The organism is Peribacillus sp. NPDC096448 (assembly GCF_044762675.1).
Taxonomy (GTDB): Bacteria; Bacillota; Bacilli; order Bacillales; family DSM-1321; genus Peribacillus; species Peribacillus frigoritolerans_B.
In genome coordinates this window covers 331821-347446 of the sequence record NZ_JBIWEU010000003.1, presented here as the reverse complement: position 1 = coordinate 347446, position 15626 = coordinate 331821, and the positions used below count along the sequence as shown (strand labels likewise).

Below are 15626 nucleotides of genomic sequence, written 5' to 3'. Positions count from 1 at the left end.
TCGTCTACTTCCTATTATTCTGTAACCACGGATGAAATATTTTACCGAGAACTGGCATTACTACCCATGATAGCAAGGACACTATACATACAGAAACAAAAAAGGCTGACATTATAGGATTCATATTTTTTATTATAGGCCCTATCACTATAGGAACCAACTTGCTAAGAGGCCATACACCAAGAACGGTAACAATAGACATTTTCCATTTTGGCGGTGGAACTGGCGTTTTCGGAGTAACAAACCAATAAGCCAAACTGCTTTCAGTTTTGTAAGTTGGATTAGTAGCTTGAAATGGTTCTGCCTTTTTTAACAAATCTCGACGAATATCTGATTCTTGCCAAGCACGTAGATGCTCATACGTATCAAAGCGAAAAACAACAGTATACTCTCTGGATCCGTTATTGGGGACTATTAGATTTACGCCTAAATGCCCTGGAAATTTAGTAGCGGCAGCTTCGACTTCATGTCTCCACGTTTCAAACTGTTTTTCCCTACCTTCTTGGATTTCCCATGTAACAATTGTTGTTACTGGACCACCAGCATCCATAGTGTTCCCTTTATGAGTTTCTCCGGCAGTTACTCTTTCTTGATTCATATTTTCCTGCTTGGAGGAGCGCCATGTACCATAGTATATGCGTATTCCACGCCTTGACCATAAGCGCCAGTGTGTTCTTTTACAATTTCCATAACAGCATCATAAGTGTCTTTGCGTGCCCAGTCACGTTGGTATTCAAGTAAAACTTGAATTGCTGTCACTGGAATTGCTCCAGCTTGTTCTACACGACGCATAGCGGCGTTATGTGCTGTCAAACTAGTACCACCTGAAGCATCATCAACTGCATAAACTTCATAGCCAGCTTTAATTGCTTCAAGCACAGGGAATGCAAGGCAAACTTCAGTCCAAAGTGCTGCAAATATCAATTTCTTTCTACCTGTTGCTTTAACTGCCTCAACAAATTTTGAATCTTCCCAAGAGTTCATTGAACTACGTTCTATAATTTCATGGTTTGGGAATATGTCAAGAATTTGTGGCCAAAAATAACCAGAAAAGCTTTGTGTTTCAACTGTAGTAAGAATAGTAGGTACGTTAAAAGCTTTTGCTGATTTAGCAAGCAGCATAACGTTATTCATTAATGTTTGTCTGTCAATGCTTGCAACTCCAAAAGTCATTTGAGGCTGAAAATCGATCAAAATTAATGCACTGTTCTCCGGAGTTAACAATTCTAAATTACTCATAATAAAACACTCCTTTTTTAAATTGTTTCAAATAAAGTTTTTTGAAACAATTTTAATATTTTCTCAAAGGCAATTATTAGTTTCAGCTGTAATCGTAAAAATAAAAGCATTGCTATACTTCGTATTTAAAAAGGAGCGCTGATTAAATCAGCGCTAAATTTATGCTATCCACTTTTAAAAAAAGTGATTGATAGCTATTTCTTAGGAATAAATTTATGCATTTTGTTTACTAAGATCTCGCTGAGCTCCCATATAGCTTCCAATTACATTTTGATAACCTGGAAGATTACTAGCAAGCAAATTGCCAAAACCTTCGACATCGTTGCGCCAATCGCGTTGTAGTTCGCATGCTACGCTAAACCAGTTCATAAGTTGCACGCCACTATGTGCCATACGCGTATTGGCAGCTTCTGCAACTTGTTTACTGAAAGTTCCTGAAGCATCAGTAACAGCAAATACTTCATACCCAGCTTTTATAGCGGAAAGTGCCGGGAAAGCAACGCAAACATCCGTAACTACGCCCGCGATGATAAGTTGTTTTTTTCCAGTTTTTTCGATTGCTTTTACAAAATCATCATTATCCCATGCGTTAATTTGTCCAGGACGAGCTATTTTAGGCGCGTTAGGAAAAAGATCAACCAATTCTTGCATTAGTGGTCCATTAGGTCCGTTTTCAAAGCTTGTTGTTAAAATAACTGGTAAATCAAAAAACTTAGCAGTGTGAGCAAGAGCCAAAACATTGTTCTTAAATTCATCAACACCATAGTCACGAACTAGTCCAGCCATAAGGCCAGTTTGATGATCCACTAAAAGAACGACAGCATCATCTTTGCGAATACGAGAATAGAGATCAGACATTATGTATTCCTCCTAATAATTAAGGTAATGAAGAAAGTTTAAACATTGGAGTATTTATCATAAATTTCTTCATTTTCCCAATCAGTTTATAACTAAACTTATATTGAGGTCAATAATTTTCTTGAAAATCAGAAAAAACGTCAGATTTATTTTTAAAAATGCTTGCTCTACTTCTATTTATCTAAAACAAGAGTTTTATCTATCCAATTTATAAATTGTTGTAAATAACGCTGAAGATAACGTTTTGTTTGTTCGTCAGTAAGCACTTTCCGATCGGAATCAATCTTTTCATGTACTTGAGAAATCAGCACTTTTTGAAACGGAAGAACATGAACTTGCATAGTTTCTAGTATTTCTCTGATTTGCATCTGAGCATAAACAGTACCTAATCCCCCAGGAGTTGCTCCAATTAGGCCAACCGGTTTTCTGCTAAGAACAGAGGATTCCCGAGGTCTTGATGCCCAGTCCAATGCATTCTTTAATACGCCTGGAATTCCAGAATTGTACTCTGGACTTACAATAATGATACCGTCAACGTCCTGGATAGCAGATTTAAATGATGTCACTGTTTCTGGAACACTTATTTCTAAGTCTTCATTAAAAAAAGGTAGATTATTTATCTCAATCCAACGAAATTGGTGGGAATCATCCATCTCTTTTAATGATTGAGCAATGATTCGATTATAAGAGTTTTTTCGTAAACTACCACAAATAAGGCCAATGGTCTTAGTCATATATTTCCTCCTCTGTTAAAATCACCTCATCCTACCATGATATACCAAACTGAAAAAAGTGGCATTATGCCTAATCTTAAACTGTTTAATTTAATGAAGTATTTATTACAAAAAAATCTGGGATGTAAGGATTTCTCATTAGTTTTCTTATTATTGTCTAGTCTTTGTGACTATAACAAATAGACTATACCTATATTATTTTCACTTCCAATTACTTTATATTTCCAGCATACTAGTTACTATAAAAAAATTGGAGGGAGTGCAGAAATGGAAGAAAAGAAAGTCACGTGGTTAGAACTTTTTTATGATTTGTTATTTGTGGCGGCGGTTGCGGCTGCAACTCATGTTTTACTTCATGTTGAAGATGGTCATATCCATGTAGAGTATTTAGTAAAGTTTGTCTTAATTTTCATTCCGATCTGGTGGGCTTGGGTAGGGCAAACCATCTTTGTTAACCGTTTCGGAAAAGATTTATTTTATCAACGAATCTTTTTGATCCTGCAAATGTTTTTTGTCCTAATAATGACATCAAGCTTATCAGCTGATTTTGATCCTCATTATCTTTCTTTTTTAATAGGTTATATTGGGTTAAGGGCTGTGACTGCGATCCAATATCTTATTGTCCAGCGGATAGAAGCAGGAGTTCGTAAGCAAGCAGCGCTCTTTCTAGGAAGATATTTTTGGATTGGAATCGTTATTTCATTATTATCCGTCTTTTTTGATTCTTGGATTCGGTATGCTGTGTTGTATTTCGGAATTCTTATCGATATTATTATTCCACTGCTTGGAAGAAAGTGTTTAGAAAAGGTTCCGACTAATACAGCCCACTTGTTAGAGAGATTTGGTCTATTTTCCATTATTCTCTTTGGGGAAGCTCTTATAAGCACTCTTGCGGTCATTCAACCTAAACAAGGAAATTGGGATTCAATAAGCTTTGCGATCATTTCATTTATCCTCATTATTTCGATGTGGTGGCAATATTTCGATAACATGGAGAAGAAACTCAACAAGTCTAGACAAACTTCTGGTCAAATTATTATTTACGGTCATCTGTTTATTTTAATGTCTTTGAGTATGGTTGCAGCATCCATTAGACTATTATTTTTACATGAGGTCCAATACTCTTTTATCCTATATTTTGTTTTTGGTTCTGTATTGCTCTATTTCCTCTCAACTACAATTGTTTTTCATCAATACAGGTTTGAACAACACCGTTTGAAAATTTATCATTTATGCTTGTTTTTAGGGATTTTAGCAGTCTTTTTTGTTATTAATTTGATTGTAGTAATACCAAATATTATGATAATAGGACAATTAACCCTGTTTTTTATCATCTATGCTAAATTAACAACTACATAAATAAAAGCATCAAATAAACCAGTATCAAACTATAGTGCTGGTTTATTTGTATATATAGTATCTTGGTTCAAGTGGGTTCGCATGAGCGCTTGTCTCAACAAGAACTTGCAAACAAGCTTTTTGTGACGAAAGGCAATATCACTCAACTATTAAGGAAAATGGAAGAGTTGGGATTGATTAATCGGGAACAGGAATGGAAAACAAAATACCTTTCATTGACTGAGGTTGGAAAAGAGTTTTTTTATGAAATTGTTTCAAAACAAGAACAATTTCAGGCATCACAATTTTCTAACTTAAATTACAAGGAAAAAAAACAGCTTCTAGATTTACTTAGGAAAATTCAAAAACCATAGGAGGTAATGACATATCAGCATTAATGGTAAAAGCACCTGTAAACTTAAAACCACTTTTCAATTTCTGGTAAGTGATAAAAAGGAGTTTTGTTGCGAAGCTATCTACTTCTCTAATTTTCTTGCTATTTCAAATAGTAATCGCTAATTCAATATAGCTTCCTGTGAAAACTTCAATAATATCAACCCCAACTATAACTTTTTCTCCTTCTGACCTATTTCATATGAATCATTGGAAATCATATATCATTAATACTCACTTTGATATCCAAAATGTTGGGCGATACTCCCTTTATTATCTTAATGTTTTACGAATGGCTAATAACTAACTTAATAATAGATATTGTGAATAATTTTCATGATTCTGTTTTAAGAGATCCAATATTTATAGAAATAAAAAACTTCAGACAAAGGAAAAAACTTCAGATAAAGGAAAAAACACCCTGAAAGTCGTATATACAATTATCGCCAAATTGGCGATGCTTTTTTTAAGGTTAGATGTCTAACCAGAAATAAAAATAGGAGTGAAAATAAATGAGTAAAACAACGATGGGTATTCACCACATTACTGCAATTGTTGGTCATCCTCAAGAGAATGTTGATTTCTATGCAGGTGTATTAGGTTTACGTTTAGTGAAAAAAACTGTCAATTTTGATGACCCAGGTACCTACCATCTTTATTTTGGTAATGAGGGTGGAAAACCAGGAACAATCATGACTTTTTTTCCATGGGCAGGAGCTAGTCAAGGGAAAATTGGTGATGGTCAAGTAGGTGTTACATCTTATGTTGTTCCAAAAGGATCTATGAAGTTCTGGAAAAAAAGACTGGAATCCTTCAATATTCCTTTTACTATAAAGGAGCGCTTTAGTGAGGAATACTTGGAATTTGATGACCCTCATGGGCTACACTTGGAAATTGTTGAAAGGGAAGAAGGGGAAGTAAATACATGGACCTTTGGCGGGGTAACACCTGAGGTAGCTATTAAAGGCTTTGGCGGTGCTACTTTATTATCGACCCATCCTGACAAAACGGCTGCATTGTTAGAAAACATATTGGGACTAGAATTAATCGGCAAGGAAGGCGACTTTGCACGTTACTGTTCTTCAGCAGAAATTGGCAATGTCATTGACTTAAAATTAACGCCAATAGGACGCGGGACAATGGGCGCTGGAACCGTACACCACATTGCATGGCGGGCAAAGGATGATCAAGACCAATTGGAATGGCAAAAATATGTTGAGGAAAACGGATATGGGGTAACTGCTGTACGAGATCGAAACTATTTTAATGCGATTTACTTTAGAGAACACGGGGAAATTCTCTTTGAGATTGCAACAGATCCTCCAGGATTTGTCCACGATGAATCCGAAGCAACGATGGGAGAAAAATTAATGTTGCCAGAGCAGTACGAACAGTTTAGAGGGCAGATTAAACAAAGTTTATTACCATTTGAGGTAAGGGAATTAAAGTTGTGAGTTGGTTAGCTGGACAAATTATGCAAAATTAGGTGAGATTTTTTCTAGAGAGACCTAATTAATTTCTTGATCAAAGTAATGAAAAGAATGGGAATGGTGAGGTTGCAAAAAACAACAGGGATCCATCATATAACAGCAATGGTGAACGATGCCCAAAGAAGTATTGATTTTTATGCTGGCATACTGGGGTTAAGACTTGTAAAAAAGACGATAAACTTTGATCGTCCAGAAGTCTATCATCTTTATTTTGGAAATGAAACTGGTCAACCTGGGTCTGTTATAACTTTTTTTCCGTGGCCAAAGCAGTTAAAAGGTCGAATTGGAACAGGACAGGTTGGAGTAACCAGTTTTATCATCCCGAATCAATCAATTAAATTTTGGGAAAATCGTTTGAAAAAATTTAGAATTAGGTTTATTCAATCAGTACGTTTTGGAGAAAAATATTTACAATTTCAAGATCCGGATGGTCTCGAAATTGAATTAGTGGAACGAAATGAAGGACCAAAAAATAATTGGAGTTTTGGAGAAGTCGATTCAGAGGTTGCAATTAAAGGGTTTGGTGGAGCTATTTTAATTTCAACTCAGCCTAATAAAACTGCGAATGTGCTTGAAAACGTATTAGGGCTCGAATGTCTTGGGCAAGAAGAGAGCTTCCTTAGGTTTAAATCGGATGGTCAGTTTGGAAATACAATTGATATTAAGCTAACTCCTTCGGTACGCGGGTTAAAAGGGGCTGGAACTGTTCACCATATCGCATGGAGGGCAAAGGATGACCAAGATCTTTTGAGATGGAGAACACTTCTTCAAGATAAGGAGTATTATCCGACTGAGATTCATGATCGAAACTACTTCAAAGCTGTGTATTTCCATGAACAAGGCGGTATCCTTTTTGAAATAGCGACCGATCCGCCAGGCTTTTCTGTTGATGAAGCTGTCGCTGAGCTTGGTAATAAACTGATGTTACCATCTTGGCTGGAGCCAAAACGTGAAGAATTAGAAGAAGCCTTACCTACTGTGGAAGTTCGCGTTCTGGAGGGAGATCAGACATGAAACATATATATAATAAGGGTAAAGATTCATCGAAACCAACGTTATTATTACTACATGGTACTGGCGGAAATGAATTAGATTTATTACCTATAGCGTGAAGAATTGATAACGAGGCTTCAGTGCTGAGTGTCCGCGGAAATGTATTGGAAAATGGAATGCCTCGATTCTTTCGGAGATTAGCTGAAGGTGTATTCGATGAGGAAGATCTGATTTTCCGTACAAAAGAATTAAATGAGTTTCTTGATGATTCTGCTGCAAAGTATAATTTTGATCGAGAAAACATGATTGCTATTGGTTACTCAAATGGAGCTAATATAGCTGCTAGTTTATTATTCCACTATCAAAATGCATTAAAGGGAGCAATTCTCCATCACCCGATGGTACCGAGAAAAGGAATTGTTCTTCCTGATTTGTCAGGAAAGTCAGTATTTATTGCTGCTGGTAAAAATGACCCATATGTTCGCCGATGGAATCTACTGAACTTCAATCCTTATTTGAAAAGGCTAATGTAAAAGTTGAAATTCATTGGGAAAATAGGGGGCATCAATTGACTGTTGATGAAGTTGAAGCTGCGGCTCACTGGTATCGTAGGGTTTTTAAACTTTAGGGATACAAATTGAATTTTTTGTAATAACTTAAAATTTGCAGAATGAATTGACAAATAAGCCTTGATGTTTTAGGCAGGGGTGTGATTCCTGATTCCAACTATTTGGAGTTGCTTTGAAATCTAATATATTAATTGATTTAATATACTTACATTATTTCACAATTTTAATAGTGGGGAATATAATAACCCTATAAACATTTTGGCAAAAAATATTTTAAATGTTTTGGAGTAAAAAGTTTTTTTGATCAGAAAAGCAAGAATATAGGTTTAATAATGAAAATATGGGAGGAAATTTATATGGCAAAATTTACTGTAGGTAATGAAAATCATGCTCCAATTGAACTTTATTATGAGGACCATGGTTCAGGGAAACCAGTTGTCTTAATACATGGTTGGCCTTTAAGTGGGCGATCTTGGGAATATCAGGTGCCAGCTCTTATTGAAGCAGGTTACAGAGTCATAACATATGATCGTCGAGGCTTTGGAAAATCATCTCAGCCGTGGGAAGGATATGAATATGATACATTTACTTCTGACTTACATAAACTGTTAGAACATTTAGATCTTCAAAATGTCACACTTGTTGGTTTTTCTATGGGTGGGGGTGAGGTTGCTCGATACATTAGTACGTATGGAACAGATCGTATTGAAAAGGCTGTTTTTGCTGGAGCAGTTCCTCCTTATTTATACAAATCAGAGGATCATCCTGAAGGAGCATTAGATGATGCAACAATTGAAGAATTCAAAAGTGGTGTGATAACTGACCGCCTTGCATTTCTTGACAAATTTACGAAGGGATTTTTCGCGGCTGGTAATCAAACAGATTTAGTTAGTGAGCCATTCCGTTTATATAATTGGGATATTGCAGCTAGTGCCTCACCTAAGGGAACGCTCGATTGTATAACGGCCTTTAGTAAGACAGATTTTAGAAAGGACTTGGAAAAGTTCAATATTCCTACTCTTATTATTCACGGTGACTCTGATGCAACTGTACCATTTGAGTTAAGTGGAAAACGTACATATGATTCCATTCCTGGTAGTAAGCTCGCTCTAATAAAGGGTGGTCCGCATGGATTACACGCAACTCATCCAAAAGAATTTAATGAAGCGTTACTAACATTTTTAAAAGACTAATAAGTAATGACAGTTTTAATTAAATGAGAAAGAGCTTCCTTTGTTAATAATATCGTATGAATCCGGTGTGGAAGAACTCTTTATCCGTATGCATTTAGTTGAAAAAACAGCACAAAAGGATCTTCGTTTAGGGCTGTTGACAAATACCCCTTTAAACAAAAAAAGATGAACATCTACTGAATGTAGTGTTTATCTTCTTTTTTGTTTACTATATTTTGTGTCCGGTTTTGAGATTCTTTAGTTTATCAACAGTCCCGTTTGAAGATCCTTTTTCAGTACCGATAATAATACTACTTCAATAAGGGAGTTGCTTCGGCAGCTCCTTTTCTAATGGATGTAATGCCAGGGTAGTTCAACAGTGCTGTTTGATCTTTGGTCAACGAATGGGCTAGATAATTGAATAGGATTTAGGTGAAATGAAGGAGATGTTTTGGAGGGGGATGCTCATGAGATTTAGGAACTCAGCAAAAGCTATTATAATTAGTGGAGATAAGATTTTATTAACAAAAAATCAAGATCAAGATGATGAGGGGTATTTTTACCTTTTCCCTGGCGGTGGTCAAGAACACGGCGAAACCATTCATAACGCATTATTAAGAGAGTGTATTGAAGAGGTTGGAAAAGAAATGGAAATTGGAGAGCTGCTTCATATTCGTGAGTATATAGGAAAAAACCACGAGCATTCTTCATTCAATTTTAATGTTCACCAAGTTGAATACTATTTTGTTTGCAACCTGGTAATTGAGAAGAATTATAAATCGCCTACCAATCCAGATAGTCACCAAGTAGGGGTAGAATGGATACATATTAATGATTTACTTCAGTATAGGATATATCCTAAAGAACTAAGGAAATATATCATACAGCATGTTAATAATCTAAAGTCTCCAGTTTATTTAGGGGATATTAATTGAAATCTTCTTCAACAAACCGGCGCGATGCTTTAATAAGATCATTGCTTAATCAACCTACATATTGAATAAATAAAGCCATATTCTTTCGTAAAAGAATATGGCTATTTAAATTGATTCCGTAGTTTAGAAAGATCGCTTTGCAGGATTACCTTTAGCGAGACTCATCGCCGTAAGCAAATCATTCACCTATTAAACTCGTCATAATACACTATTTTCATCGTATTCCATCTGTAGTATCTTTGTTTGACAGAATACATAAATGGGGACAGTCCCACACAAAAGGAGGTCTTCCAAAATGAATAAAGAATCAGTACTGATCGTGGAAGACGAAGAAAAGATCTTAAGACTGCTTGAATTGGAGCTTGAAATCGAAGGCTACCAAGTCGGAAAGGCAATGGACGGCAAGGAAGCCCTTGAAGCGTATCGATCAAAAAAGTGGGATTTGATCTTATTGGATGTGATGCTTCCGGGCATAAGCGGGATCGAGCTGCTTCGGAAAATTCGAACGAAAAATAGTTTCACTCCTGTCATCCTGTTAACGGCAAAAGGCTCGGTTGAAGATAAAGTTTCCGGTCTTGATCTCGGCGCGAATGACTATATAACTAAACCTTTCCAAATTGAGGAATTGCTTGCCCGAATTCGCGCGGTTTTAAGAATGCGGCCTGCTGCACCTTCGATGGAAACTAAAATCGATGGATGGCTAAATACTGCTGATTTAAAAGTGAATGTCAAAACACGCGAAGTCATCAGGGGTGAAAGTCAAATTGAACTGACGCCAAAGGAGTATGATCTACTTCTTTATTTGCTGAAGAATAAGCGTCAAGTGCTAAGCCGTGATCAAATTCTGGAAGCGGTTTGGGGGTATGATTTCCATGGAGAAACAAACGTGGTGGATGTATATATCCGATATGTTCGCAAAAAGCTCGAACATGGATTTGAAACGCCGCTTATTCATACTGTAAGGGGCGTTGGCTACGTCATGAAGGATGCAAAATGAGACTTCGCAAGAAAATAAATTTATATACAGCGGTGTTATTCATTTTCCTGCTCCTATTGATGAATGTTTCCATTTATTTTGTTTTCAGTAACCTGATGATGGTGAATGAACTTAATCGTGCGAAAGCGGAGACAGGGAAAATTGCCTTTGATGTTAGTAAAAATGTTAATAATATATCTCCAAATGGTTTACTTCGAGCCTATCGGCCTATAGATGGCATGATTGGTATTGTAAATGAAGGTCAACGAAAAGGAACAGCTGTTACATCCAATTCTGAAAAACAATTAAGCGATCGAAATAGCAGCTTTTACCCCGGTGAGAAGAGCGAGATCATCACTTATCATCAGAAAAAATATGTATTCGTTTCAAACCCGATCGTTTGGGGGGATGGAAGTGTAGTTAATCTCCAAATCACCAAAAGCATTTCAGCAACCGAAGAAATGCTCGCTGTTCTGCGCATCGTATTAATCGCTGTAACCATCATTGCCATGATACCTGTTCTGGTATCAAGCACTATTCTTAGTAACTTCATCGCCCGTCCGATTCGATCGATGATTGATACGATGAAGGAGATTCAAACAAGCGGCCAATTTAAGCGACTTAGCCTAGAAGAAAAATCAAAAGATGAACTTGTGGAAATGGGAAAAACCTTTAATCACATGATCGATTTGCTGCAAGCCAACTTCGAAAAACAGGAGCAATTCGTATCGAATGCTTCACATGAATTAAAAACACCGCTAACTGTCATCGAAAGCTATGCAAGCCTTTTGAAAAGAAAAGGGATGGAGCGACCTGATTTGTTTGATGAATCAATAGAGGCCATTCATTCTGAAGCCATTAGAATGAGAGAGATGACAGAGCAAATGCTCCTGCTTGCAAAGCATCAGGAAAAATGGAATATAGAGAAGGAAAACGTCAATCTGACCGATATCATGGCAGAGTTAGCGAAAGTATATAAAAATGCGTACAATCGGACAGTCGAGATTTATAGTGGAGATGCAATTGAAGCAGTGACGGACGTTCAAAAGTTAAAACAGCTTTTGTTTATTTTTTTAGACAATGCAAGAAAGTATAGTGATGAGCTAATCTCCGTCTACATAGGACAAACAAGTAATGAAGCATATATCCGCATCGAAGACAGAGGGGATGGAATTCCAAAGGCTGAATTGCCAAAAGTGTTCGATCGCTTTTATCGTGTAGATGAAGCAAGAAACAGAAAGCAAGGCGGATCAGGATTGGGGCTTTCCATGGCAAAGGAAATTGCTGATGCAATAGATGTACGGATTGAAATGGATAGTCTCGAAGGCAGGGGAACAATCGTTACTCTTTTATTTAATTAAGCCAGAATGACGTTGGATGGGGGATACGATGAAGATTAGAAAAGTGCTGATAACTGCCGGATCGACTCTCGTTTTTGGTCTGCTATCATTCGTCGGATTTCAATGGTGGGCTCCATCATTATCCGCGGAAAGTTTGACGAAAGAAGAAGTGAACCAGACAGCAAAGGATAAATTTCCTGGAACCATTATAAAGACAACGAAAAGTGAAGGCGAAGAATATCAGATTGAAATGCAGCTTGAAACCGGGGTATATCAAATTAGGATGGATGCGAAAAGCGGGGAAGTTCGTTCTATAAAAAAAGAAACCATAGGTCATGCTGCTGAAGAAACGGCGGAAAAAATAGCCCAAAAGCAACTGACCCAAAATGAAATAAAGGAACGTATTTCCTCACAAGGTGACCTGGAACAAATCGATTTTGTGCAGGAGAAAGACAACTCCTTTTATAAAGCAGTGGTAAATAAGAATAACGAAAAAATCACCTTAATACTCGACCCATATACAGGAGCTATAATTGACTCGACAATGGTGGCAGATAGTATCATTACAGAAAAAGAAGCAATTGCGATTGCCGAAAAACATGTAAAAGGAACAGGTGACGATACAGAATTTTATCAACCTTCAGATCAGACACCTTATTATTTGGTCGAAGTTGAATTAGAGAACGATCGAGACGCAGTCGTTCAAGTGGACGGTTACACAAAAGAAGTAAAAACAATCACATGGGAAGATGATGAAGAGAACGATAATGATGGGCCTGAATAAAATAGTGGCTCAATTAAATATATCCAAAAAAGGGTGATGCATACTAGCTGTCTAATATGCATCACCCTTTTTGGCTTCAGTGGGTAAGAAAAATGCAAAAGAAAAGAGAAGGAACTGTAATAATTCTCACCAATTTCTAATCCTTCTATCATTTAACTCTAATTTAATATCTCTAACATGGAATAAAGCACCAATGATAAAACAGGGCCAAATAAGTTGGGTGGATGAAAGGCATCTGGATTATTGTACATACATATTTCAACACCTTAATAAAGATTTGCAAGAGAAAGGGGAATAAGTAATGTCAGTTATTTCTAGCATTCTGGATTACAACAAGACGTTTGTCGATCAAAACAAATATGAAAGGTTTCAAACGACAAAGTATCCAGATAAAAAGCTCGTCATCATAACGTGCATGGATACCCGTCTGTTGGAATTGCTTCCAAAGGCGATGGGGTTAAGAAATGGAGATGCGAAAATCATTAAAAACGCTGGAGCTATTGTTTCCCATCCCTTTGGCAGCATTATGCGCAGTATCCTTGTCGCCATTTATGAGCTAAAAGTGGAGGAAGTGTGTGTGATCGGACATCACGGTTGCGGTATGGTGGGGCTTCAATCCTCTTCACTGCTTGATGCCGCAAAGCAGAAGAAAGTCAGTCAGGAGCAAATTGATATTCTTACAAACTCTGGTATTGATTTATCAAAGTGGCTGACAGGTTTTCAATGCGTTGAGGAGAGTGTAAGGAATAGTGTCAGTTTGATCAAAAACCACCCATTATTACCGGATTCCATTGCCGTTCACGGTATGGTCATCCATCCCGAAACGGGTAAACTGGATCGAATCATAGATGGATATAGCAACATTGTCAGCAAGGACGAAATGCATACTTCAATAAAAGAAGGAGCGATAAAATGATGAGTTCTAACAGGCTTGAAGGATATAACTTAGGCCATTTTCAGAAAGACCTGGTTGCCGGGGTGGTAGTTGGGATAGTGGCAATACCTTTAGCAATGGCTTTTGCCATTGCATCTGGAGTAAGACCGGAATACGGACTGTACACATCGATCATTGCAGGAATCATGGTCTCCCTTTTTGGCGGTTCGAAATATCAAATTGCAGGCCCGACTGGAGCCTTTGTCCCGGTCTTGTTAGGGGTGGTCATGCAGTACGGGTATGAAAAACTGTTAATCGCCGGTTTCCTGGCAGGTATCATGATTTTTCTTTTAGGCGTCTTCAAACTGGGAAGATTCATCAAGTTTATTCCGCGTCCAGTTACCATCGGCTTTACAGCTGGAATTGCTGTGATTATCTTCTCTGGGCAGATTGCCAATTTCTTTGGACTCAGTAACTTAAAAAAAGAAGAAACCTTTCTATTAAATATGAAAGAAATCTTATTGAACTTCAATACAGTGAATATCTATAGTGTACTGGTAGCTATCATAAGTTTAACTCTCGTCATATTAACTCCAAAATATTTACCGAAAATCCCTGGAGCATTGCTGGGATTGATTGTATCAACTCTAGTCGCCAGCTTATTCTTTCCAGGTCAGGTAGCGACAATAGGATCGGCTTATGGCGCCATTCCTAATGCATTGCCCCATTTTCAGTTTCCCCATATCACTGGCGGTCTGGTGATTGAACTCCTTCCGGCTGCTTTGGTCATTGCCATGCTTGGAGGAATTGAATCACTCTTATCCGCTGTAGTGGCAGACGGCATGACCAACAGTAAACATAACAGCAATAAAGAGCTGATGGGACAAGGATTGACCAATATGATTACGCCTTTATTTGGAGGCATTCCGGCTACAGGTGCCATCGCCCGTACCGCAACGAATATTAAAAACGGTGCAGTCTCCCCGATATCAGGCGTGATTCATGGGTTGGTGGTATTGCTGGTGTTAGTCAGTTTGGCTCCTTATGCTTCGGCGATTCCTTTGGCCAGCATGGCACCCATTCTTATGTTCGTTGCATGGAACATGAGCGAACGAAAAGAATTTTCGCATATCTTAAAAGCCAAAACCATGGACTCGGCCGTATTGATCGTTACCTTCGTGTTAACCGTATTGATTGACCTGACAACAGGCGTCGGGATCGGATTACTATTAGCCATTCTATCGTTCGTTAAACTGATGAGCGGTACATTGAAATTATCAAAGGTATTACCAGATCCAGCTGATAAACTAGTTAAACCAGAAATGGTGCAACAAGGTTCAAGCTGCCCGCAGATTAACATTTATACGATAGAAGGACCTTTATTCTTTGGCACAATCGAAAGGCTGCAAGAAGAAATCGAGGAAATAATGCGATCAAAACCAAAAGTCCTCTTATTAAGAATGAGCAATGTGTCATTTATCGATACATCGGGAGAAGCACTGCTAACCGACATCGTGAAGCAATTCAAGGTTCATAACTTACAAGTGTTGATTTCCGGAATTCAACAGGAACCTAAAGAAATGCTGAGAAAAACCGGATTTATTAAACTGGTTGGTGAGGAACAGTTCTTTACCAATACGGGTGATGCCATCAATAAAGCTTTATCCAAACTGGATGAGAATCGTTGTAAAGGGTGTAAACAGTTTTCATTTGCTGAATGTACCGCACTCTCACAGCAAGTTCAAAAGCCTGCGTTATTAAAACAGAAACGAAAACGGGAGATAGGGTTAACATGACTCCTAAAGAAGAGAAAGGCATCCGCTTTTGACAGATGCCCTAATTCTTAATCAACTACCTTCTTAATTCGCCATGCTATAAATGAATATGTAGTAGTCAGGAAGGTTACAAGTTGAATTAACTCAAATACAAAT

14 protein-coding genes and 2 pseudogenes are annotated in these 15626 nt (G+C 37.6%); 12 read left to right on the top strand and 4 right to left on the bottom strand.

The genetic code is table 11. From position 1 onward, the window contains the following. Positions 1–4: 4 nt before the first annotated feature. The 4 genes from ACIQ0C_RS07850 to ACIQ0C_RS07835 all read right to left on the bottom strand — a co-directional run bounded on the left by ACIQ0C_RS07850 (position 5) and on the right by ACIQ0C_RS07835 (position 2831). Complete coding sequence (locus tag ACIQ0C_RS07850) at positions 5–598, bottom strand: antibiotic biosynthesis monooxygenase (protein WP_403058783.1); 594 nt, start codon at positions 596–598, stop codon at positions 5–7. Next, on the bottom strand, positions 595–1239 hold the full coding sequence (locus ACIQ0C_RS07845) for a hydrolase (protein WP_053535280.1): 645 nt from the start codon (positions 1237–1239) through the stop codon (positions 595–597). The genes ACIQ0C_RS07850 and ACIQ0C_RS07845 overlap by 4 nt, the downstream gene beginning before the upstream one ends. A 213-nt stretch (positions 1240–1452) precedes the next feature. Next, positions 1453–2097, bottom strand: coding sequence for an isochorismate family cysteine hydrolase YcaC (gene ycaC / locus ACIQ0C_RS07840; protein ID WP_403058780.1), 645 nt, complete (start codon positions 2095–2097; stop codon positions 1453–1455). A gap of 173 nt (positions 2098–2270) precedes the next feature. After that, complete coding sequence (locus ACIQ0C_RS07835) at positions 2271–2831, bottom strand: NADPH-dependent FMN reductase (protein ID WP_403058778.1); 561 nt, start codon at positions 2829–2831, stop codon at positions 2271–2273. 267 nt (positions 2832–3098) lie between these two features. On the opposite strand from ACIQ0C_RS07835, the gene ACIQ0C_RS07830 reads away from it, so the two are divergent. From ACIQ0C_RS07830 to ACIQ0C_RS07775, 12 genes and pseudogenes are all read left to right on the top strand, one after another. Then, the gene (locus tag ACIQ0C_RS07830) at positions 3099–4190 is read left to right on the top strand and encodes a low temperature requirement protein A (RefSeq protein WP_403058776.1); all 1092 of its coding nucleotides are present in this window, start codon (positions 3099–3101) and stop codon (positions 4188–4190) included. Between the two features lie 53 nt (positions 4191–4243). After that, positions 4244–4543, top strand: a pseudogene (locus tag ACIQ0C_RS07825) (MarR family winged helix-turn-helix transcriptional regulator); the annotation flags it as partial. A gap of 531 nt (positions 4544–5074) precedes the next feature. Beyond that, positions 5075–6016 carry a ring-cleaving dioxygenase gene (locus tag ACIQ0C_RS07820; protein ID WP_403058774.1) on the top strand — a complete coding sequence of 314 codons (942 nt, stop codon included), beginning with the start codon at positions 5075–5077 and terminating at the stop codon, positions 6014–6016. 102 nt (positions 6017–6118) lie between these two features. Next, complete coding sequence (locus ACIQ0C_RS07815) at positions 6119–7066, top strand: ring-cleaving dioxygenase (RefSeq protein WP_403058772.1); 948 nt, start codon at positions 6119–6121, stop codon at positions 7064–7066. After that, positions 7063–7673 (top strand): annotated as a pseudogene (locus ACIQ0C_RS07810) (alpha/beta hydrolase). Before ACIQ0C_RS07815 ends, ACIQ0C_RS07810 begins: the two are co-directional and overlap by 4 nt. Positions 7674–7970: 297 nt before the next feature. Further along, positions 7971–8807, top strand: coding sequence for an alpha/beta fold hydrolase (locus ACIQ0C_RS07805; RefSeq protein ID WP_403058770.1), 837 nt, complete (start codon positions 7971–7973; stop codon positions 8805–8807). Positions 8808–9253: 446 nt separating this feature from the next. Then, on the top strand, positions 9254–9721 hold the full coding sequence (locus ACIQ0C_RS07800; RefSeq protein WP_403058768.1) for an NUDIX domain-containing protein: 468 nt from the start codon (positions 9254–9256) through the stop codon (positions 9719–9721). Positions 9722–10016: 295 nt separating this feature from the next. Further along, positions 10017–10718, top strand: a complete 702-nt coding sequence (locus tag ACIQ0C_RS07795; RefSeq protein WP_403058766.1) for a response regulator transcription factor — start codon at positions 10017–10019, stop codon at positions 10716–10718. Continuing rightward, positions 10715–12058: a sensor histidine kinase gene (locus tag ACIQ0C_RS07790; protein ID WP_403058764.1), complete on the top strand. Its 1344-nt coding sequence runs from the start codon at positions 10715–10717 to the stop codon at positions 12056–12058. Before ACIQ0C_RS07795 ends, ACIQ0C_RS07790 begins: the two co-directional genes overlap by 4 nt. 28 nt (positions 12059–12086) lie before the next feature. Beyond that, positions 12087–12821, top strand: coding sequence for a PepSY domain-containing protein (locus ACIQ0C_RS07785; RefSeq protein WP_403058762.1), 735 nt, complete (start codon positions 12087–12089; stop codon positions 12819–12821). Positions 12822–13122: 301 nt separating this feature from the next. Next, the gene (locus ACIQ0C_RS07780; RefSeq protein WP_403058760.1) at positions 13123–13737 is read left to right on the top strand and encodes a beta-class carbonic anhydrase; all 615 of its coding nucleotides are present in this window, start codon (positions 13123–13125) and stop codon (positions 13735–13737) included. Next, the gene (locus ACIQ0C_RS07775; RefSeq protein ID WP_403058758.1) at positions 13734–15491 is read left to right on the top strand and encodes a SulP family inorganic anion transporter; all 1758 of its coding nucleotides are present in this window, start codon (positions 13734–13736) and stop codon (positions 15489–15491) included. The genes ACIQ0C_RS07780 and ACIQ0C_RS07775 overlap by 4 nt, the downstream gene beginning before the upstream one ends. Positions 15492–15626 lie beyond the last annotated feature (135 nt).